The organism is Streptomyces sp. NPDC002867, from assembly GCF_053591895.1.
The window spans coordinates 18,547-38,060 of sequence record NZ_JBSFUR010000039.1 but is presented as its reverse complement, the minus strand read 5'-3'; the positions used below and the strand labels follow the sequence as shown (position 1 = coordinate 38,060).

Here is a 19,514-nt window from a genome sequence, read left to right as displayed (position 1 = left end):
CCACCGCCAGGCCGCGTGGCGGCCCGACCGGTCGATCAGCGTCACATGGCGCAGGCCACCGGCGCGCCCTCCGCGTCCCGCACGTGGCCGTGGAAGCCGGCCGGCAGGTCGGCGGCGGGATCCTGGGGACCGGCCGCCGGCAGCCGCGGCCGGCCCGCCTCCTTGTGCGACAGCAGGAACGCCGCGCACACCAGCCCGGCCGGCACGGCGCCCACGGCGATCAGGAACGCCGGCCGGAAGCGGAGCATGCTCGGCACCTCGACGGCGCCTGTGCGCACCGGGGTGTGGGCCGGCACCATGCCGATCACCGCGCTCGACAACGACGTGCCGTTCGACCGCATCAGGGTGAATTCCGTGCCTGCTGCATCTTTCCGCCGGCTCCCGTCCCTGTCACCCCTCACCGGCTCCCGTCCCTGGCACCCCTCACCGGCTGACGGACCAGGCATCGTCACCCGCCGCCTGGGTACCCGAAGCCCCCGGCGGCCGTCCGCCCACCGCCCGGACCCGGCCCGCTCGCACCGCCGCGGAGGGGGAGCGAGGCTTGAGGAGACGGGAAGGGCACGCCGCCCGGCGCGGACAGGCCCGGCCCCACGGGACAGGAACGGAAGGCGGGAATCACGGTGAACACTGCACAGGAGCACACGGAGTCGGTCGTCGTCACGGTCACCGGCTGCTCCAGCGAGGACGCGGACGCCGTCTTCCGCGCCCTCGGCCGCGCGTACCCCTCGGACCGCGACGAGTCCGAGGTGCCCCGGCACGTCATGGAGGGGCACGACACCGTATGGACGACCACGTTCGACGTGTCCCACCCCCTCGGCAAGGCGGAGCCGGTACGGCTCGCGGCACCCGTGACGGTCGAGATGCAGGGCGGCTACTGGGCCGTGGACCGCATGAAGGAGATGCTCGCGACCAGCTTCCAGGTCCAGGAGGAGGGCATGGCGGCCGGTGACCAGGAGAAGGACGTGCAGCTGCGGCTGACCAGCGGCATCCATCAGTGACCGGCTCGGCCGAACAGACCGGCGACCCACCAGGCACCCGAGCCCAGGAGGACTGTCCATGCCCATCGCCACCGTCAATCCCGCGACCGGGGAGACGCTCGAGACCTTCGACGCCTTCGGCCCCGACGAGATCGAGCGGCGCATCCAGCTCGCCTCCGACGCCTTCGCCAGGCATCGCACGACCTCCTTCGCCGAGCGGGCCGGCCTGCTGAACCGCGCCGCCGACCTGCTGGAACAGGACCAACAGGGCATCGCCCGCACGATGACCACCGAAATGGGCAAACCACTGGCCGCCGCCCGCGCCGAGGCGGCCAAGTGCGCCAAGGCGATGCGCTGGTACGCCGCCCGGGCCGAGGAACTCCTCGCCGACGAGCACCCGCCGGAGGCCGACGTGACGGACTCCGGAGCGGCCCGCGCCACCGTGCGCTACCGGCCCCTCGGCGTCGTCCTCGCCGTCATGCCGTGGAACTTCCCGCTCTGGCAGGTCGTGCGCTTCGCCGCGCCCGCCCTGATGGCGGGCAACACGGGGCTGCTCAAGCACGCGTCCAACGTGCCGCGGACCGCCCTGTACCTGGAGGACCTGTTCCGCCGGGCCGGCTATCCGGAAGGCTGCTTCCAGACGCTGCTGGTGGGTTCGGACGCCGTCGAGAAGGTCCTGCGCGACCCGCGCGTGGCCGCCGCCACCCTGACCGGCAGCGAACCCGCGGGACGCTCCGTCGCCTCCGTCGCCGGCGACGAGGTCAAGAAGACGGTGCTGGAACTCGGCGGCAGCGACCCGTTCATCGTCATGCCCTCCGCAGACCTGGACCGTGCGGTCGCCACCGCCGTCACCGCCCGCGTACAGAACAACGGCCAGTCCTGCATCGCGGCCAAACGGTTCATCGTCCACGCCGACATCCACGACGCCTTCCGCGACCGGTTCACCGCCGCGATGCGTGACCTGACCGTCGGCGACCCGATGGACGAGTCCACCGATGTCGGCCCGCTGGCCACCGAGAAAGGCCGCGAGGACCTCGAACAGCTCGTCGACGACGCGCTGGTGCGGGGTGCCACCGCACAGTGCGGCGGACGGCGCCCGCCCGGCCGCGACCGCGGCTGGTACTACGAGCCGACCGTGCTCACCGGCGTGACCGACGCGATGCGCATCCACCGGGAGGAGGCGTTCGGACCGGTGGCCACGCTCTACCGCGTGGCCGGCGCCGACGAGGCCGTCGCCCTCGCCAACGACTCGCCGTTCGGACTCAGTTCCAATGCCTGGACCCGCGACGAGGCCGAGATCGAGCGGTTCTCGCGGGACCTCGAAGCGGGCGGCGTCTTCTTCAACGGCATGACCGCCTCCCACCCCGCCCTGCCGTTCGGGGGCGTCAAACGGTCCGGCTACGGACGCGAGCTGTCCGGTCACGGAATCCGGGAGTTCTGCAACGTCACCACGCTGTGGCACGGCAAGGACGAGGAGGCGTAGCGCATGGTGCGCATCGGATACACGATGATGACCGAGCAGGCCGGGCCGCGTGAGCTCATCGGCCATGTGGCCGGCGCCGAGGCGACCGGTTTCGACTTCTCCGTCATCTCCGACCACTACTTCCCCTGGCTCGCCTCCCAGGGCCACGCGCCGTACGCCTGGAGCGTCCTCGGCGCAGCCGCCCAGGCCACCTCGACCATCCCGCTCATGACGTACGTGACCTGCCCGACGACCCGGTACCACCCCGCCGTCGTGGCCCAGAAGGCCGCCACCGTCCAGCTGCTGTCCGAAGGACGTTTCCGCCTCGGCCTCGGCTCCGGCGAGAACCTCAACGAGCACGTGGTGGGCGGCGGCTGGCCCAGCGCGCACGAGCGCCTGGAGAAGCTGGAGGAGGCCACGGACATCATCCGCAGGCTCCTCGACGGCGAGCACGTGACCCACCACGGACCCCACTTCGACGTCGTCGACGCCAAACTGTGGGACGTGCCCGAACAGCCGGTGCCCATCGGCATCGCCGTGTCCGGCGACAGCTCCTGCGAGGTCGCCGGGAACAACGCCGACCTGGTGATCGCCACCGAGCCGAAGAAGGAACTGCTCGACGCCTTCGACCGGTACGGCGGCGCCGGCAAGCCCCGCATCGGCCAGCTCCCCGTCTGCTACGACACCGACCGGGACGCGGCCGTGGCCCGCGCCCACGACCAGTTCCGCTGGGCGCTCAGCGGCTGGCGCGTCAACGCCGAACTGCCCGGGCCGAAGTCCTTCGAGCAGGCCACCGCACTCGTCACGCCCGAGGACGTCGCCGGACAGATCCCCTGCGGCGACGACGTGGACGCCTTCGTCGACGCCGTGCGCCCGTACGCGGAGGCCGGATTCACCGAGGTCGCCCTCGTCCAGATCGGCGGGGACCGGCAGGGTCCGTTCCTCGACTGGGCCGGGAAGAAACTGCTGCCGGCGCTCCGCGAACTCTGACCTCCGCGCGTCGGCGCGCGCACTGCCCGCGTCATGCTCGGGCCGCAGGTGACACCGGCCCTCACAACCCCCTGCCGAGCGGGCGTACGTCGGGGTAAATTCCCTCTGTGCACGGCGAGTTGATCTCATGATGCGCAGCTGGCAGGGGGAAGGCGGGGGAGCGCCATGGGCGGGAGACTGTACGGTCAGCAGGCCCTGCAGGAGGACTTCGTCCCCCGGCTGGTGGGACTGCACCACAAGAACGTCTACCAGGTCGCCTTCGCCTATCCCCAAGGCGCGCCCGTGGTGCGGATCGTCGGCGGACGCGGCAGCGGCAAGACCGCGCTGCTCGGGGCCGTCCATGACGCGTACAACGGCCGGGTGCCGCTCGCGCGGGTCGACCTCGCAGCCCCCGGATTCGGCGAGCCGGGTGTCGCCGAGCTCAGCGACGAGGAGGTCCCCAACGCCTCCCACATCACCCACCTGCTGTATCTCCTCGCCTACAAACTCGGCCTCGACGTCCGGCACTTCGGTCGGCCCATGGCCTTCCCCAGGCTGTCGCTCGGCCTCCTCGTCGTCACCGCCTGGCGCCCCCTGAACAGCGACGAGACCGATGTGCGGCCCCCCGACCTGCGGCGGGCCGAGGCCGACCTGCGCACCTTCATCACCGCCGAGGACCCCGACGTACGCCGCCGCAGGGAAAGCCTCGGCCGCTGGTTCGACGTCGTCACCGACAACCTCCCGCAGGTCCTGTCCGCCGTCCCCGGCCTCGACTCCATCGCCGGAATCGTCCTCGACACCGCACGCCAGCAGCTCGTCAAGAGCGAACCGGACAAGGGCGCGCTCGCCTGGTGGGGCGGCCGGCTGCACAGCTCCCAGGGCTACCAGGGCGACTCCCTGCAACGGCTGTTCCAGTTCGTCCGCGGGTTCCGCAGGCTCGACGACCGCCGGCGCACCGCCGAGGAGCACCTCGTCGCCGCCCTCCTCGACGACGTCGACGCCAACTACGGCAGACTGCGCCGGCTCAACAAGAAGCCCCGGCCGCTGCTGCTCCTCGACAACGCCCACTCCGACGTCGGGCGCACCTTCCTCCACCTGCTCGACGCCGGCTACGACACCCCCGGCAAGGACCCGACGCGGCCCGTCACCCTCGCCACCGTCCTCGGCAGGAGCGAGGGGCATCCGCCGCTCGGCGAGGTCGGCGGCGACGCCGTCCCGCAGGACCGGCCCCTCGTCCTCGGCATCCCCGCCATCGAACCGGCCCACATCGCCGAGATGCTCAGCCGGGTCGACTACCCCGACCACCTGCCCCGCGTCGTCGCCCGCTACAGCGGCGGGCGCGCCGCCGCCGCCCGGATCCTCGCGGACGCGGCCGTCCGCCGCGTCCAGGAGGCGGGCACGCTGCGCAGCCGGGAACTGCTCGACGCCGCCGCACCCGCGCTCCTCGCCAAACTGCTGCCCGACCCCGTGCTGCGGGACCGTCTGGTGCTGCTGTCCGCCGCGGCCGACGCGGGCACCCGGCGCGGACTGTGGACCTTCGCCCACCCCGAGGACCACTCCGGCGACCTGGTCGCCGCCCGTGTCCGCGAGGCAGACGACTACCGCGCCCGGTCCTGCCTCGACGGCGACCGCGCGCTCGACCTGCTGCTGCGGCACCGGCTGGCCGCCACCACGACCCACGAGCGCTGGCGCGACACCCAGCTGCGCCTGCGCTCCCTGTGCGACCCGCGCGGCGACACCTACCTGCACCACACCCTCGCCCTGGGCCGCGTGGACGAGGTGGTGTGCGTGCTGCACCACCGGTTCACCGTCACCCCGCCCGCCGAGTGGCTCACCGCGCTCAACCTGATCTGCGCCGCCCCCCACCCCCGTGAGGGCTACGAGCCCCCGGCCGGGAGCCCCGCGCTGTCGTGCACGGCCTGCGGCAGCGACGTCCCCGGCCCGCACCACGAGGCCGTCGCCTCGCTGGTGCCCCTGCTGTGGCGGCTGTCCGACCCGCTCACCCTCGCCCCCCGCGAGGACGAACTGACCACCGTTCGCATCGCGCTGGAGACGCTGTACGGCAACAAGGCCGCGCACGCCCCCTACCGCGAGGCGTCCGCCGCCTGGCCGGCCCGTCTGAGAGCCGGAACTCAGGCCCCCGACCTGCCCGTCCAGGAAGGTGCCGCGTCATGACGTCGTTCATCGGAAGACTCCCCGGCGGACCGCTCACCAAGGCGGCCGCCCTCGTCGTCGCCCTCGCCGTCGTCGGCGCCGCCGTGTGGACCGGCATCGTCGTCTTCGGACCCGACCCGGCCTGCGGCAAGGGCATCGAGGAACGCGGCCCCGAGGGCGCCAGGGAATGCACGGGCGTCACCGACGGCAGCTACGTCTTCGCCGCCAACCTCAAGGAGGTCAGCGCACGCATCAAGGCGGAGAACGACCGGATCGCGGGCGAACCGCACGTCTCCGTCGCCGTGATGCTGCCCATGGCGCCCAGCCAGGGCTTCGAGCAGGAGAAGACCCTGCACGAGGTGCAGGGCGCCTACCTCGCCCAGTACCGCGCCAACCACGAGTCCAACAGCAAGAAGCCCGCGATCCGTCTCGTGCTCGCCAACCCGGGCCGCAGCCACGCCCACTGGAGGCCCGTCGCCGAACAGCTCGGCGAGATGTCCGAGTCCACGACCGACAACCTCCGGGCCGTGATCGGCTTCGACGTCTCCACCGCCACCACCCAGGCGGCCATCGGTTATCTCACCCGGGAGCGCGGCATCCCCGTCGTCGGCGGTCCCATCACCGCCGACGACTCCGGCAACAGCCCCGAACGGCCCGACGCCTACCCCGGCCTCGCCCGGGTCGTGCCCACCACCACCGACCAGGCCAAGGCCCTGTCCCACTTCAACAAGGACATCGACCCCGGACACACCCTGGTGGTCGAGGACGTCCGCACCGGCGACAACTACGTCGACGCCCTCAAGCGGGCCTTCGCCGAACGCACCCTCGGATCGCCGCGCGCACCCGAGCAGTACCGCGCACCCGACGAGTTCCACGAGGAAGGCACCACCGCCAACGCCTTCGACCAGATGGTCGACACCATCTGCACCTCGGCCGCCAAGGTCATCTACTTCGCCGGACGACCCGTCCAGCTGCGGCAGTTCGTCAACGAACTCGGCAACCGCGGCTGCACCGAGAAGAAGTACACCGTCATCACCGGATCCGGCGCCTCCACGCTCTCCTCGGACAAGCTCCTCGACTGGGACGCCTTCCGCAAGGGCGTGACCCTCCAGTACGCGGCCGTCGCCCACCCCGACGCCTGGACCGGCCCAAAGGCGCCCGCCACCGGCGGCTCCGCGGCCGCCTACCGCACCCTCGCCGAGCTCGCGCGCAGCAAGGAGGTCGGAGACATCGGCGCGGTGGAGCTCACCGACTCACGGACCATCACCTTCTACGACGCGGGACTCACCGCCGTCACCGCCATCCGGATGCGCGACGACGGCGACCCCGTCATCCCCGCACTCAGCCGCATCAGCGACTCGTGGCTGCGGCTGCACGGCATGGGCAAGGTGGACGGCGCGAGCGGCTGGATCTGCCTGGACAACTACGGCAACCCCTACAACAAGGCGGTCTCCGTCGTGGAACTCGCCCCCGACGCCCCCGGCCGCATCCGCTTCGTCGGGCTCGCCTGGCCCACCGGCAGGCCCACTCCCGCGGACTGCACCGCGAGCCGTACCTGACACACGACGGCGGCCGCACACCCCGGGTGTGCGGCCGCCGCCACGCTCCCATCAGACGTTGGGCACCTTCAGCTTGTCCCAGCTCGTCCTGCCCGGGATGCCGTCCGCGTCGCTGCCCGAGTAGCCGAGCTTGCGCTGCCAGGCCGCGTACGACGCGCGGTCGGCCTCGGTCCACTCCGGGCCCGGGCCCACCTCGTAGCGGCCGCAGCCCTCGGCCACCAGCCGCCTGCCCATCGCCGTGATGATCGGGCTGCGCCGGCCCGTCTGGAAGAACGCCGCGCCCGGGAACGGCTCGTACTGCGGTGCCGGCGGCGGTGTCGCCGGGCCGTCCGGACCGCCGCCCAGCCGCTCCTTGATCCGGCTGCGCATCGAGTCCATCGTGAACCCGCGCGGATCCACCTTCCCCGGCTGCCACTCCTTGTGCCCGATCACCGAGCGGTGCGACCAGCCGTGCGCCCGGCAGATCGCCGCGGCGGCCTTCTCGACGGCCTCCAGCTGCGCCGCGGGCCAAGGGTCCTTGCCGTCGCCGAGGTTGATGCACTCGAAACCGTAGAAGTGCCGGTTGCCGTCGGTGTTGGCCTCGTTGTCGGCGGGCAGTGGCGCCGACTCGTTGACGACCGCACGCAGGACGTCGTCGTCGCCCAGCCCGGCGTGGTTGGCGCGGCCGTTGCCGACGAGGTAGACCGTGCCGTCCTTCGCGATGACACCGTGGCACAGCGGGCCCGGCAGACTGGAGTGGCCGTTGTAGCAGAGTTCGACGGAGCTCTCGGTGCCCTTCGTCACGGTGTGGTGGATCATCACGCCGTTCACCGGTCCCCACGGTCCCTTGTGGTTGCGGTTGTGCGTGCGCCAACTGCGGTGCTCGACCACGCGCAGTCCCTCGTTGCGAAGGGCCTTCAGCAGTCTGTCGGCCGACAGGGGTGTCGCCATGGTAATACTCCTTCCCGGGAGTCCGTCAGTTCTCCGGCCGTCCCTGATCGGTTTGCCCGGTCTCCGTATCCGCCGAACCGCCTTGCGCGGCACGCTCCGCCGCCACGGCCTCCTCCTCCGCGCTCGCCTCGGCCGCCAGCGCCTCCGCGTCGGCCGCGGGGATCGGCGCCGCCAAGGAACCGAAGGACTGCCGCAGATCGGCGACCGACCCCTCACCGAGCACCCACGCCAGCGGCGCGTAGTGCACCTCGACACCCTGCGGCGAGCGCAGCAGCGGACGCCGCGCGCTGTCCGTCGGCCACTCCACGTCGCCCGTCGCCGTACGCGCCGCCACGGTCCAGAAGTCCCCGGACCGGTAGGCGCGTCCGGGCTCGAAGTACACGAACACCCCGTCCTCCAGGGGCAGCCAGACACCCTCCTCAAGGCGCAGCGCTCCGCCGCGCGCCTTCGACGCGCCGCCCTTGCCCCGGCCCGCAGGCGGCCGGTGGTCCCAGCGCCGCAGATACGGGTTCAGCTCGGGACGCCGGCCCACCGAGGGGTGCGGCTCGTCCGACAGCCTCACCCGGCGGCCGGGCAGGTCCAGTTCCTCGACCCGCAGCAGCGGTTGCGGCTCGCGGCGGCTGGTGTACGCGGTGTCGGTGAACTCGACCCAGTCACCCACGTTGAGGTCGAGCTTGTCGTCGCCGCCGAGGGACGCCAACTCCACCCAGGTCCCGTCCAGTTCGTCGACCGGGAAGGTCACCGACCCGTTCTCCCTCGACCACTTGAACGTCGCGTCCTTCGCCGCCCCGCCCTCGTGGATCTCCACCCGGTACAGCTGGTTCTCCGGTCCGCGGTAGCGGGCGTCGGGCGGCACCGGGCACGGGTCCTCGTCCGCGCGGTCCGGACGCTCGCTTCGCGCCGCCATCCGCGCCGTCGGAGCCTGCGCCGCGGCCCACTTGTCGAACGCGGCCCGCACCTGGTCCTTCGTCGCCCCGTCCGCCAGCTCCAGCTCGGAACCGGGCACCGGAACGACCTGCCAGACCACCTTCACCCGCGCCGCGGTGTCCGGCATGGCCGAGCCGAGCGCGACCTCCCGCAGCAGCGGGTCCTCGGCGGCGGTCACGACCCGCTCCCACACCTTCATCGCCGCCAGGTACGGGAACTGGGTCGGCAGCCGGTCACCGGGCCGCTCCGGGTCCCGGTAGCCGTCCGGCTGGTCCCAGTACGTCCAGGTCGCCGGCGGCGCGGGACTGTCGGCGGCCTCGCCGTCCGCGGCCGGCTCCGTGACCGGGACGCCCGGCGCGGGACGCGTCGCGTCGACGAGGATGCCGTCCACGTAGTAGCGGCCGCCGCCGATCGCCAGATCGTCCAGTTCCCGGCTGCCGCCCAGGAACTGCACCGCGAAACCGGTCGCGCCCTGCGGGCCGCCGTGCTGCCCGATCAGGTCGCGGGCGACGGTCCGGGCCTGATGCAGCTGGATCGCCGTCTGCTCGTTGGCGTCCGCGTCCAGCTGGACCCGGCCCTGCTGGGCGATCACCGCCGAGTAGTGCCTCTCCGGCCGGAAGGTGACGCGGGAGATGTCTGCGTGCATGAGTTGGGGTCCCCCTCGGGAAGTTCAGGCAGTCGTGAAAGTCGTGTCAGGTGACGGGGATGATCCCGGCGTCCGTACCGGCCGGGGTGTACTCGGCGAGCCGGGCCCGCAGGCTGTCCTCGCGCTGCGGTTCGTACAGGTCGTGGAAGACGCCCATCTCGGAGCCGTCGTCGGCGCCGCGCCGGATCTCCGGCGGGCACACGCCGGCGAGCCGCCCGTAGGCGGGCGTGCCGTACCGCTCGCTCGCGAAGAGCGGACGGACCGGCTCACCGCCCGCGAGGTCCGGCCGGCAGCGGTGCCGGCGCGGGGTGCGGGAGCCCGGCGGCACGTACGAGTACCGCAGGCAGCCGATTCCGCGCCGGGCGACGCGCATCCGCCCGGTGAAGACGCTGTTCTCGCCGATCTCCACGGCGTGCGTGTGCACTTCCCCGATCACCGTGGTGCGGTGGGCGTGCAGCACCGCGTGAGCGAGCCGGCAGTCGGGAGCGGACAGCGCCTCGCGGTCGTGGCCGGTGGCGTCCAGGATGCTGTCCCGGATGTGGAGCGACAGCGGCTCGTGGTTCACCTCGTCCCCGATGACCTCGATCGTGCCCAGAACGCTGTGCTCGATCTCCACGCACGCCGTCGTCCGCTCCAGCACCAGGCTCGGCTCCTCGGGGGAGTGCGGGTCGCACTCGGGCTCCAGCGACCAGCCCGGAACCAGCGTGCAGTGCCGCAGCACCACCGCGCCCACCGGACCGCTCACATGCAGGCCGCGGCCGGTGACCAGCAGACCGTCCAGCACGATGCGCGGCGCCTCGCCCCCGCAGTCCTCCTCCTGCGCCCGGATGTTGAGCGCGTCGGGGCGGTTGCTGTACCAGTCGAGGAGGCGGATCACCGGGCGGCAGCCCTCCGCCGCCCTCAGCTCCAGCCGGTCGCCGCGCTCCAGGTCGAAGTCCAGCTGCTCCTGGTAGGCGCCGCTGTGCGTGATCTCGATGACGCCCTCGGGCCCGCACCGGCCCGCCCTGCGGTCCTCGCGCCACTCCTCGTACGCGTCCATGATCTTCTGGTGGCCGCCGCCGGGACCCACCCGGTAGACCTTCGCCGCCGGCGAGGTGTCCCGCTCCCGCGGGTACTCGCCGCCGCCGATGTCGTCGCCGAACGCGTAGTGGTACGTGACCCACACGCCCTGCCGCGGCGCCGAACGCGACCCGAACGCGATCCGCCCCAGCACCGGGTCGACCGCCACCTGGCCGCGCCGCGGCCGGTAGCGCCACTGGGACAGGTCCGCGACCACGATGTCCGACATCGGCACCGGCTCGTCCTGGCCGTCCCGCCAGATCGTGAAGCTCTTGCCCGGCCCGTAGTAGTCCGCGAGCCGGTCGGCGAGCTGCCGGCGCCGGATGTACGCGGGCACGTTGTCGATCGTGGCGATGTGTGTCGTCGACGGCTCAGGCACCGGATTCGTCACCAGCGGTGCGTCGTTGCCGAGGATCGAGAAGGTGTACAGACTTCGCGCACGGTCGATGCAGTACGCCGGGGCCCGGTTGAGGTGATACGGCTTCAGCCGCCACACGAACAGGCCCACCCCCGCGGGCGTGTACCCGCCCGTGCGTCGTGCGGAGCCCGCCCTGCGCACGTCCACCGACCGTGCGGTGTTCCCGAACGGGCCGCCCGCCAGGTCCAGTTCGGCGCCCTCCCGTACGTCGGCGAGCCGGCCGCGCCCGGCCCGGCGCACATCGGCGGCCGCCGGTCCGGACCCGTACAGCTTCACCGGCTGGTGGTGGGAGACGAGCCGGGAGAACTCCACGGCCCTCGCCGGCCACCCTCCGATCTCCTGCGCCAGCTCCTCCAGCAGGTGCAGCGTGCCCTTGCGGCGCCGGTTGGCGACCGTGGCCGCCACGTCCCGGCGCGGCGCGAGGGCCTCGGCGAGAGCGTTGCGCGAGGCGTCCCGGCCCGCGTCGCCGAGCCCGTCGGTGCGCACCCTCTCGTAACCGGGGAGCGGCCTGTAGCCCACCAGGTCGCCGATGTACGGCAGCACCCAGGGCGCGGCCGTCTCCACGAACAGGTCCTCGTAGCCCTGCTCCACCCGGTCGCGCACCAGGTCGGCCTGCTCGGCGATCACCGCGAGGAGCGCCCGCAGCGGTTCCCCGGCCTCGGCGTCCCGGAGCCGGTGCCACTGGGGGAGCAGCTCCGCGAGCCCGTCCGGTTCCCTGCTCATGCGGCGCTCCTTTCGTACGTGTTCATGCGGTGACCTCCGTGAGAATGAGCGTGTCCGCCACGTGGGGGGACAACAGGACGAGCTGGGCCGGGCGGACGCCGCGGAAGACGCACACCGCGCGCCCCTTCGCCAGCCGCCGGGTGTCGGTGACGTCCGGGTTGAGGCGCAGGAGTTCGGACAGTGGGATCCCGTACCGGGCCGCCACCTCGGTCAGGGTCTCCCCCTCGTCGGCGGTGACCGTGTGCACGTCCTCGTCGTACGCGGCGAGCCGTGCCGGGACCGTCGGCCGCACCTCGGCGAGCCTCTCCGCGAGACGGGTCAGGCCGTCGGGCGTGACCGACGCCGGGACCCCGCCGAAGACGTCCACGTCGACGAAGTCGACGCCCGGCACCCGGTGCGCCGTCGCCAGCACGTCGGACAGCTGGGCGGGACTGCCCAGTTCGCGCCGGCCGGGCCCGAACTCCCGCAGCAGCGCCTGCCGCAGCCTCGGCTCCACCACCTGCCAGCTGTGGTCCGGCGCGACCTTCACCTTCGCCGCGATCAGCAGGAGCACCAGCTCCCGCACGTCCACCCGCACCGGCAGCCGCGAGTCGCCGTACTCGGCCAGCGAGGAGCGCAGGGCGCGCAGCACGTCGGAGTCCCCGGCCACCGGGATGTCGTCCACCCCGGCGACCGTCACGTGCAGCACCTGCCGGCGGCCGTCGAAGACCTCCCGTGCCACCGCCCGGCCGATCCCGGCCCGTGACCGTGCGAAGTCCTCGTAGTCCGCGACCGATACGAGCCGGTCGAGCGCGGACACCGCGAGCGGCACCGTACGGCGGGTCAGCGACGGCCCGTCGGCGTCCGCGCCGCCGGTGGCGGGCTGCGGATTGGTGACCCCCGTGACGCCCAGCGGCCGTGTGACGGCCTGGGTGATGCGGTTCGCCCTGACGTTGGCCGCGCGGCCGGTGCCGAAGCGGTAGCGGGCGCGGACGTTCTCGCTGCCGCTGGGCAGGCGCGCCCCGTGCACCCCGTCGCCGAACGTCACCGTCGTACGGCCGTCGGCCGTCGTGCCCGTGACGTACACCCTCTCGGTCGGGCCGCGTCCGGCGAGAGAGTCCACCTCGTGCCACAGGAGCCCGTCGACACGGACCTCCAGCACGGGCGTCGCCCCCAGAGGGGTGTCGGCGGGCAGCCACGTCAGGGGCGACTGCCACAGGGCGAACGTCTGGTTCGGCCGGTTCGCGTCCCCGCTGCCGATCGGCTCGTCACGGCTCTCGCCGTGCGTCGCCGGCACCACGTTGCCCAGCACGCGCACCGTGTCACGGCGGTAGCGGCAGGCCAGCTTCGACGTCAGCGACAGCCGGGTGTGCACATGGTCGCCCGGCAGGCGCCGATCGACCACCTGCTCCACATCCGCGATCACCACCAGCTCCGTGCCCGTGACCCCCGACGCCGCCGGGGACTGCGGCAGCACGTCCGTCCGTTCCCCGGAGACCACCAGGTGGCGTCCCGGACGCAACCCGTCGTACAGCTCCGCGAGTTCGATCTCGTCGCCGTGCACGTCGTCGCCGAGCGGCTCGCCCGCGAGCCGCAGGGTCTGACCGCCCGCGTGCACCGTGGTGTCGCGGACGTTGGACAGCAGTACGTCGTGCTCGTCGAGCCACGGGTCGGCCAGCGTCAGCTCCGTGCCCCGGCCCGTGATGCCGTAGTTGGTGTACACGGCCGTGCGCACGGCCGTCACCCGGGTGGTGACGAAGCTCAGCCGTGGGTCGCCGGGGATTCCGTCGGGGCCCTCGGCGCCCTTGCGCGGACGTTCGACCGCCACCCAGCTGCCGACCGTCACCGAGTCCTGCACCGAGTCCAGCGGCAGGACATGACGGTTCGCCGGCTCCGGCACCGTCGCGATACCGATGACCACGTTCGCCGGCTCGCTGCCCACCGTGTAGCTCACGGTCAGCTCCATGCCCCCGTGCCGGACCTGGCGGCGCTCGCCCGGGGCGAGCCGCCAGTTCACCGGCTCGCCGTTCTGCACGGCCACGTGCACGCGGCCGTCCTCACCGGGACGGGACACGAACAGCTTCCGCTCCGGCAGGCCGTCCGACAGCTGTGCCGTCACGCCCGGCTCCTGGGAGTCCGCGGGCCGCCTGCTCAGCCAGCTCAGATCGTGGTCCTGGCCCGACCGCGTGCGCAGCGTGATCCTGCCGGGCCCCAGCTCGAACGACTTCTCCGCCGGCAGGTTCTCGGCCACCTGGACCGACGAGCCCGTCTCGGTGTGCTGGAACTCGGCACGCTGCGGCACCCGCCCCGACGGGTCGTACACGATCCGCATCGTCGTCAGCGCCGCGCCCGTCAGCGGCCAGTCCGCCTGCCGGACCACCCGGCCGCGCTCGTCCTGCACCGGCCGCAGCGGAGCCGTCGCACCGAACGGCGCCGCCGTCACCCGCATCGCCTGCAGCTCGGTCAGCAGAGCGGGTGCGGTCGGGGCGGACCGCCGCCACGCCGCGTACATCCCGTCGGCCACCCGGGGATCGAGCGCGGACAGCAACTGCGCGCCCAGCTCCGAACCCGCCGCCGGAAGCCGGTCCTGGGGCAGCGCCCGGGCGCCCGCGACCGGCCGCACGTCACGGGTGCGCAGCGCGGGCAGCACCGCGCCCAGCGTCCGCAGGGCCGCGGCGCCGCCGGACACCTGCTCCTCGGGCCGCGGCGCCGGCCGGGACGGCTCCAGATCGGCCGCCCGCTCGCGCAGATCGCCGACCACGGCCTCCAACTGCTCGAACCAGGCCGCCACGTCCTCGTACGCGGCGGCCACCGCCTGCGCCTCGGCGAGCCGTTCGTGCGGGCCGGCGAGCAGGGACGCGAACGCGGCGGGCGTGGTGACGGTGTCGAGGCCGGTCCGCAGCGGGGCGAGCACCTGCGCGTCGAACTCCTCGATGTACCGGCTGACGGGACGCGGATTGGGGTTGTCCGGCGCGGGTGCGCCGTCCTCGGTCGCCCGGTCGTCCTCCGTGATCCACCGGCGCAGCTCGTCCACCAGCTCGCCGAGCGTGGGCGGCGCGGACCGCGGCAGCGCGACCGCGGTCACGTCGTCGTCGCGGTCCACCCGGGCCCGCGCGACCGGCAGCAGCAGCCGCTGCCCCGCCGCCCCGCCCTCCTCACCGGCGAACACGAACAGCAGCCGGTCACCCGTGTTCAGCCCCGTGGACGTACCCGCGACGAAGATCTCCGACCGCCGCCCGAGATCGTCGGGCGTCAGCAGCGAGGGCCTGCGCCGGCGCACCGCCAGCTCGTTCCACGCCGCCCGCGCCACCAGGTCCTCGCTCGTCTCGAAGACCTGCGACTGCTCGTCCGACGAGGTGGGCACGCTGTTGCTCCGCGCACCCCGGGGGATCACCACCGACAGCTCCGGCTCCCGCGGATCCCGGTCCAGGGTGTACGCGAGATGCGTGTCCGCCGCGATGCCCGGCCGCGGCCGGTGCCCCACCAGCCTGCCCAGCAGCGCCAGCGAGCGGTGCTCGTTCGCGGTGCGCAGATACGCCTCGTCCGCGATCCGCTCCGAATGGAAGGTCAGCAGATCACCGACCACCGCCCACGCGTCCAGCAGCCCGATCGCCGGATCGTCCGGCGTACGGACCGTCAGCCCGCGCAGTGCCGGATAGGCGGGCGAGGCCAGCCGGTCCAGCATGGCCGCCAGGAACGAGCCGTACTCGCCCACGCGGTAGTCCAGCGCGTCCCGGCCCGGAGGGTTGTACAGGGCCCGCGGGGCGCGGCGCTCGTCGTGCCCGCCGCAGCCGCAGCCGCACGTGCCGCTCATCGCGCACCTCCGCCGATCTCGATGGACAGCAGCCCGTTCTCGGGCCGGTCGGGGTCGTTGTCGCAACGCGCGATCTCCAGCGGGCCGAGCCGCAGCACGCCTGCCTCCAGTGCCGTGTCGTCCGTCTCCTGCGCGGGCCCGGCGTCGAAGAGCCGGGCCAGCCTGGTCACCCGTACGCTCTCCACGCCCCGCACGGCCGCCGCCGCGGCCACCAGGCGGCTCAGCCGCACCGGTTCGCCGAAGGACAACGCGTCGGGGTGGAAGAAGCCGAGCCGTCCGCCGGGCAGCCGCCGGCTGCCCAGCAACCGGTGCAGTTCGGCGAGGATCTGCCCGTGCTGGTGACCGGGCGCCGCGCACACCCGCAGCGCGATGTCCAGCGGCACCATGCGCGCCGGGCCCACCACCAGGTCGTGCCCGATGCGCCGGTACGCCTCCAATGCGTACGCCACCGAGTCGAGCAGCCGCTGCGACGGCTCACCCGCGCCCAGGGCGTTCACGGCCACATGGGCCTCCTGCACACTGCCTGTCCAGCGGATCTCCGCCGCCGCCCGCTGCACACCCGGCAGCGCCGACGCCAGCGCGGCGTAGTCGTCGGCGGTCACCGCGCGCAGCCGCGAACGCCGCAGATCCAGCGGTGCGAGCTGACGCACCTGCTCCAGCGGCTCCGGCTCGGTGCCTCCCACCGCCGGAAGCGGATTGCGCACCCCCGCCACCGGCATCGCCTCGCCCGCGTCCGCCGCGTGCGGATCCCGGCACAGCACGAGGTGGTTGATGGCCTCCGCGCCCACGTTGCCCGCCGTGCCGCCGCCGAGCCGGTAGTGCAGCTCCAGGCGGGCGCCCGGCCGCGGCCGCGCCCCGTGCCGCCCGTCGCCGAACCGCAGCGCGATCCGGCCGTCGTCCTCCAGCTCCCCGACGAAGTGCCGGTCCCGCTTCCCGCTCGCCAGCAGGTCACGCCGCGCCGTCCACTCCTCGTCCCGCTCCGCGTCGACCACCCGCACCGCGGGCAGCGCCTGACGCGGGTCCTGGACGAGGGCCGCCGCGGGGCCGCGCAGCTCCGGCTCGTCCGGGTGCAGCCCCGCCGCGTACACCGGACCCCAGGTGTGCGCGACCTCCCAGGCGATCCCGCCGTCGAGGACGGCGCCCGCCCGGGCCCGGGCCGTCAGCACCTCCAGCCGCCGCAGTTTCGAGGCCAGCAGCCGCTCGCTGCGGTGCAGCAGCTCCCGCAGGGCGGGCACCGGGCGGCGACGCAGCTCCAGCCGTTCGAGCACCTTCAGCCCGAACAGGACGGTCAGCTCGGCGATCTCCGCCTCGGTCAGACCGTCGCGGTCACGGGCGCTGCGCCACAGCTCCACCAGCCGCTGCCGCACCCGCTCCGGAATCGCCGACAGCCGGGCCGCCTGCCCGCCCGACACGTGCGCCGACAGCGGGAACGGCACCGACTGGACCACGGGGGAGCGGTGCAGCACCGGACGGAACCGCGGCCGGATGCCCGTATACACGACCTGCGCCAGCAGCGTCTCCAGCGCCTCCGCCTGCTCGTACGCGGTGCCCGGCACGACCTTCTCGCGCCGCCGGCCCGCCAGTTCCAGACCCAGACCGGCCCGTCCGGTCGCGTCCTCGCCGACGACCGCGAACAGCTCCCGTATCTGACCGGCGGTCAGCAGCCGGCCGTGCCGCGTCTGGTCCAGGCGCGCACCGATCAGGTCCGCGACGGCGTTCCCCGCGTTCCGGTCCGGGCAGCCGAAGCCGGACGGATCGCACGAGCCGAGGACGGCGGGCTCCGCCGGCACGGTCACCGTCTCCGCCGTGCCCTCGCAGAACGTCAGGGAACGCCCGTGGTCGACGAGCGCCAGGTTGCCGCGCGCCACACTCACGTCGGCCACCGGCTCGCAGTCCCTGCCGCCCCGCGTGGACAGGCACACCGGGAACGTGAGCGCGTCCTCCTGCGCCCATGTGACCTCCAGCACCGGCTGGTCGCACAGGGCGTCCACCACCGGGGTGACGGAGGTGAGCCGCACCGCCTGCCGGTGCGACGGGTCGGCGTCACCGGGCGTGCCCGAGACCGGCCCGCGCACCTCCTCGATCAGCAGCAGGTCGCCCGGCGCGAGACACAACTCCCTGACGGAGCAATCCTCGTCGGCCCACGCGTCGCGCAGCGTCGCCGACGTCGCCCCCTTCGGCAGCGAGCACACCTCGCCGCCCCAGGTCCAGAATCCGATGGTGTTGTGCGCGGGGCGCAGCACCAGCGGCTCGGCCGCCACGACCGGCTCGAACACCTCGACCGACCCGCGTTCCCCGAGGACCGCCAGATCCCGGTCGTCGATCACCGTGCCGATCTCGGGCCGGTCCCTCGGGCCGAGCCGCGCGACGTCGACCGCGGCGAACCGGAACGTGCCCGGCAGCAGGGTCAGTTCGCGCACCACCTCGACGGTGACGAACCCGCGGGCGTTGCAGCCGTCGTGCATCGGATAGTCGATCAGCCGCACGTGCCGGCGCACCGACACCCGCCGCCGCGCGGTGTCGAGATACGCCTCCGTCGCGACCGCGTCCTGCTGGTAGCTGATCCGGTCGGCGGTGTGCGCCAGCAGCTCCACCAGCGTGACACCCAGATCGGCCGGGTTGCGCTCCACCCAGTCGGGAGTGGTCAGCGCGAGCCGGTCCAGGATCAGCCGGCGGATCGTGTCGTAGTCGCGCGCCGTGTAGTCGACGACAGGTGCGGCCGGGAAGTCCGGCGGGCAGTCGCCCGGCTCGTCCTTGCAGTCGAACGGGGTGGGGCAGTCCGGCCGGAACGCGAACCCGGCCGAGAAGTACCGCTGGTCGAAACCGGGGAACGGCTCCGTCCCCGGCCGCCCGTAGGGATCGGTGTCCACCACCGACAGCCGGTACCGGCTCGTGTCCCCGGTGCGGTCCAGCGTCACCAGCAGCCGGTCGTCGAGCTCCGGATCCTCCTCCCGCTCCACGACGACGTCGACGGCCTCGATCCCGGTGACCCGCCGCCCGCCGTCGATGCGGATGTTCTCGGGGCACAGCCCGTGCGGCGCCTTGCCGAGGAACGTGACCGTCAGCGTCAGCCCGTCGTCACCCACCTCCACCGCGTCCACGCCGCCGAGCTGCGCCGCGCGCACCTTCCCACGCCTGCCGTCGCCGCGGCAGACCAACTCCTCCACGCCGCTCATGCGGGCCCGCTCCCCTCGAACACCTCGTCGCGCAGGCTCCCGGTGGCGCGCACCGAATAGCGCAGATACACCCGGACCACGTTCTCCTCGCTCACCACGTCCAGCGACTCCACCTCGATCAGCTCCCCCAGCCAGCGCTGCAACGACGCCTGCACCGAAAGCTCCAGCGCGGAGGCCAGTTCGGGACTGTTCGGGGTGAAGACCAGGTCCAGCAGCCCACAGCCGAAGTCGGGGCGCATGACCCGCTCTCCGGGGCTGGTGAACAGCAACTGCTCGATCAGATCGCGCACATGCTCGTCGTACGCGGCATGCGCGGTACGCCCCCGCCGGTCGCCGCGGAACGGAAACGCGATGTCACTGCGTACGGCCCTCATCGGCACATCACTCCCTGTCGTCCGGCGGAGACGACCACCGGTCCCTGCGGCACGAGCGCGGCGCCGAAGCACTGCGCGGCCGTGGTGTCCAGGAGCACCGGCACGCCGTCCACCAGCACACCCCTGGCGTGCGGATCGAAACGGGCGCTGGTGCAGGGCTGCGGCACACCGTCCACGGTGTGGGCGCAGCCGGTCACGGCGAACACGTCGGAGGCCGTGTGGACGGGATGCCCGTCGACGCGCACCGCACCGGCCGCCGACGCGGCGAACACCCGGCCGCCGTGCGGACAGTGCATCGCCGAGGCGGCGCTGATGCAGACGCCGGAGTTACCGGAGTGTCCGGACAA

General features: G+C 73.3%; 13 protein-coding genes. 5 read left to right on the top strand and 8 right to left on the bottom strand.

Going from position 1 to position 19,514, the window contains the following annotated elements; genetic code table 11:
* Nucleotides 1-41: 41 nt before the first annotated feature.
* On the bottom strand, nucleotides 42-341 hold the full coding sequence (locus tag ACWD0A_RS27375) for a hypothetical protein (RefSeq protein WP_451302285.1): 300 nt from the start codon (nucleotides 339-341) through the stop codon (nucleotides 42-44).
* A 279-nt stretch (nucleotides 342-620) separates the two neighbouring features.
* Here ACWD0A_RS27375 and ACWD0A_RS27370 point away from each other — a divergent pair, with 279 nt between their 5' ends.
* The 5 genes from ACWD0A_RS27370 (at nucleotide 621) to ACWD0A_RS27350 (ending at nucleotide 7,121) form a co-directional block, all read left to right on the top strand.
* The gene (locus ACWD0A_RS27370; protein WP_307716961.1) at nucleotides 621-998 is read left to right on the top strand and encodes a hypothetical protein; all 378 of its coding nucleotides are present in this window, start codon (nucleotides 621-623) and stop codon (nucleotides 996-998) included.
* A 58-nt stretch (nucleotides 999-1,056) separates the two neighbouring features.
* Nucleotides 1,057-2,460, top strand: coding sequence for an NADP-dependent succinic semialdehyde dehydrogenase (locus tag ACWD0A_RS27365; RefSeq protein WP_451302283.1), 1,404 nt, complete (start codon nucleotides 1,057-1,059; stop codon nucleotides 2,458-2,460).
* A gap of 3 nt (nucleotides 2,461-2,463) precedes the next feature.
* Complete coding sequence (locus tag ACWD0A_RS27360; protein WP_451302281.1) at nucleotides 2,464-3,429, top strand: LLM class F420-dependent oxidoreductase; 966 nt, start codon at nucleotides 2,464-2,466, stop codon at nucleotides 3,427-3,429.
* A 165-nt stretch (nucleotides 3,430-3,594) separates the two neighbouring features.
* Nucleotides 3,595-5,583: a hypothetical protein gene (locus tag ACWD0A_RS27355; protein ID WP_451302279.1), complete on the top strand. Its 1,989-nt coding sequence runs from the start codon at nucleotides 3,595-3,597 to the stop codon at nucleotides 5,581-5,583.
* Nucleotides 5,580-7,121, top strand: coding sequence for a hypothetical protein (locus ACWD0A_RS27350; protein ID WP_451302277.1), 1,542 nt, complete (start codon nucleotides 5,580-5,582; stop codon nucleotides 7,119-7,121). The genes ACWD0A_RS27355 and ACWD0A_RS27350 overlap by 4 nt, the downstream gene beginning before the upstream one ends.
* 51 nt (nucleotides 7,122-7,172) lie before the next feature.
* Here ACWD0A_RS27350 and ACWD0A_RS27345 read toward each other — a convergent pair whose 3' ends face one another.
* Genes ACWD0A_RS27345 through ACWD0A_RS27315 form a run of 7 tightly spaced genes read right to left on the bottom strand, consistent with a single transcriptional unit; the run spans nucleotide 7,173 to nucleotide 19,514 of the window.
* Complete coding sequence (locus ACWD0A_RS27345) at nucleotides 7,173-8,051, bottom strand: peptidoglycan-binding protein (protein ID WP_451302275.1); 879 nt, start codon at nucleotides 8,049-8,051, stop codon at nucleotides 7,173-7,175.
* Nucleotides 8,052-8,076: 25 nt separating this feature from the next.
* Nucleotides 8,077-9,624, bottom strand: a complete 1,548-nt coding sequence (locus ACWD0A_RS27340) for a DUF6519 domain-containing protein (protein ID WP_451302273.1) — start codon at nucleotides 9,622-9,624, stop codon at nucleotides 8,077-8,079.
* A 46-nt stretch (nucleotides 9,625-9,670) separates the two neighbouring features.
* Entirely contained in the window at nucleotides 9,671-11,824 is a 2,154-nt protein-coding gene (locus ACWD0A_RS27335; protein ID WP_451302271.1) for a hypothetical protein, read from the bottom strand.
* A gap of 22 nt (nucleotides 11,825-11,846) precedes the next feature.
* Nucleotides 11,847-15,617: a putative baseplate assembly protein gene (locus ACWD0A_RS27330; RefSeq protein ID WP_451302269.1), complete on the bottom strand. Its 3,771-nt coding sequence runs from the start codon at nucleotides 15,615-15,617 to the stop codon at nucleotides 11,847-11,849.
* A complete protein-coding gene (locus ACWD0A_RS27325) occupies nucleotides 15,614-18,793 on the bottom strand; it encodes a putative baseplate assembly protein (protein ID WP_451302267.1) in 3,180 nt (1,059 codons plus the stop codon). Before ACWD0A_RS27325 ends, ACWD0A_RS27330 begins: the two co-directional genes overlap by 4 nt.
* The gene (locus ACWD0A_RS27320) at nucleotides 18,790-19,167 is read right to left on the bottom strand and encodes a GPW/gp25 family protein (RefSeq protein WP_177148429.1); all 378 of its coding nucleotides are present in this window, start codon (nucleotides 19,165-19,167) and stop codon (nucleotides 18,790-18,792) included. Before ACWD0A_RS27320 ends, ACWD0A_RS27325 begins: the two co-directional genes overlap by 4 nt.
* On the bottom strand, nucleotides 19,164-19,514 hold the full coding sequence (locus ACWD0A_RS27315; RefSeq protein WP_451302265.1) for a hypothetical protein: 351 nt from the start codon (nucleotides 19,512-19,514) through the stop codon (nucleotides 19,164-19,166). The genes ACWD0A_RS27320 and ACWD0A_RS27315 overlap by 4 nt, the downstream gene beginning before the upstream one ends.

Bases quoted from the DNA above. Each gene is read 5' to 3' on its own strand.
- ACWD0A_RS27375 (WP_451302285.1), bottom strand. From the start codon at position 341: ATGCGGTCGAACGGCACGTCGTTGTCGAGCGCGGTGATCGGCATGGTG.
- ACWD0A_RS27365 (WP_451302283.1), top strand. From the start codon at position 1,057: ATGCCCATCGCCACCGTCAATCCCGCGACCGGGGAGACGCTCGAGACC.
- ACWD0A_RS27360 (WP_451302281.1), top strand. From the start codon at position 2,464: ATGGTGCGCATCGGATACACGATGATGACCGAGCAGGCCGGGCCGCGT.
- ACWD0A_RS27355 (WP_451302279.1), top strand. From the start codon at position 3,595: ATGGGCGGGAGACTGTACGGTCAGCAGGCCCTGCAGGAGGACTTCGTC.
- ACWD0A_RS27350 (WP_451302277.1), top strand. From the start codon at position 5,580: ATGACGTCGTTCATCGGAAGACTCCCCGGCGGACCGCTCACCAAGGCG.
- ACWD0A_RS27345 (WP_451302275.1), bottom strand. From the start codon at position 8,051: ATGGCGACACCCCTGTCGGCCGACAGACTGCTGAAGGCCCTTCGCAAC.
- ACWD0A_RS27340 (WP_451302273.1), bottom strand. From the start codon at position 9,624: ATGCACGCAGACATCTCCCGCGTCACCTTCCGGCCGGAGAGGCACTAC.
- ACWD0A_RS27335 (WP_451302271.1), bottom strand. From the start codon at position 11,824: ATGAGCAGGGAACCGGACGGGCTCGCGGAGCTGCTCCCCCAGTGGCAC.
- ACWD0A_RS27330 (WP_451302269.1), bottom strand. From the start codon at position 15,617: ATGAGCGGCACGTGCGGCTGCGGCTGCGGCGGGCACGACGAGCGCCGC.
- ACWD0A_RS27325 (WP_451302267.1), bottom strand. From the start codon at position 18,793: ATGAGCGGCGTGGAGGAGTTGGTCTGCCGCGGCGACGGCAGGCGTGGG.
- ACWD0A_RS27320 (WP_177148429.1), bottom strand. From the start codon at position 19,167: ATGAGGGCCGTACGCAGTGACATCGCGTTTCCGTTCCGCGGCGACCGG.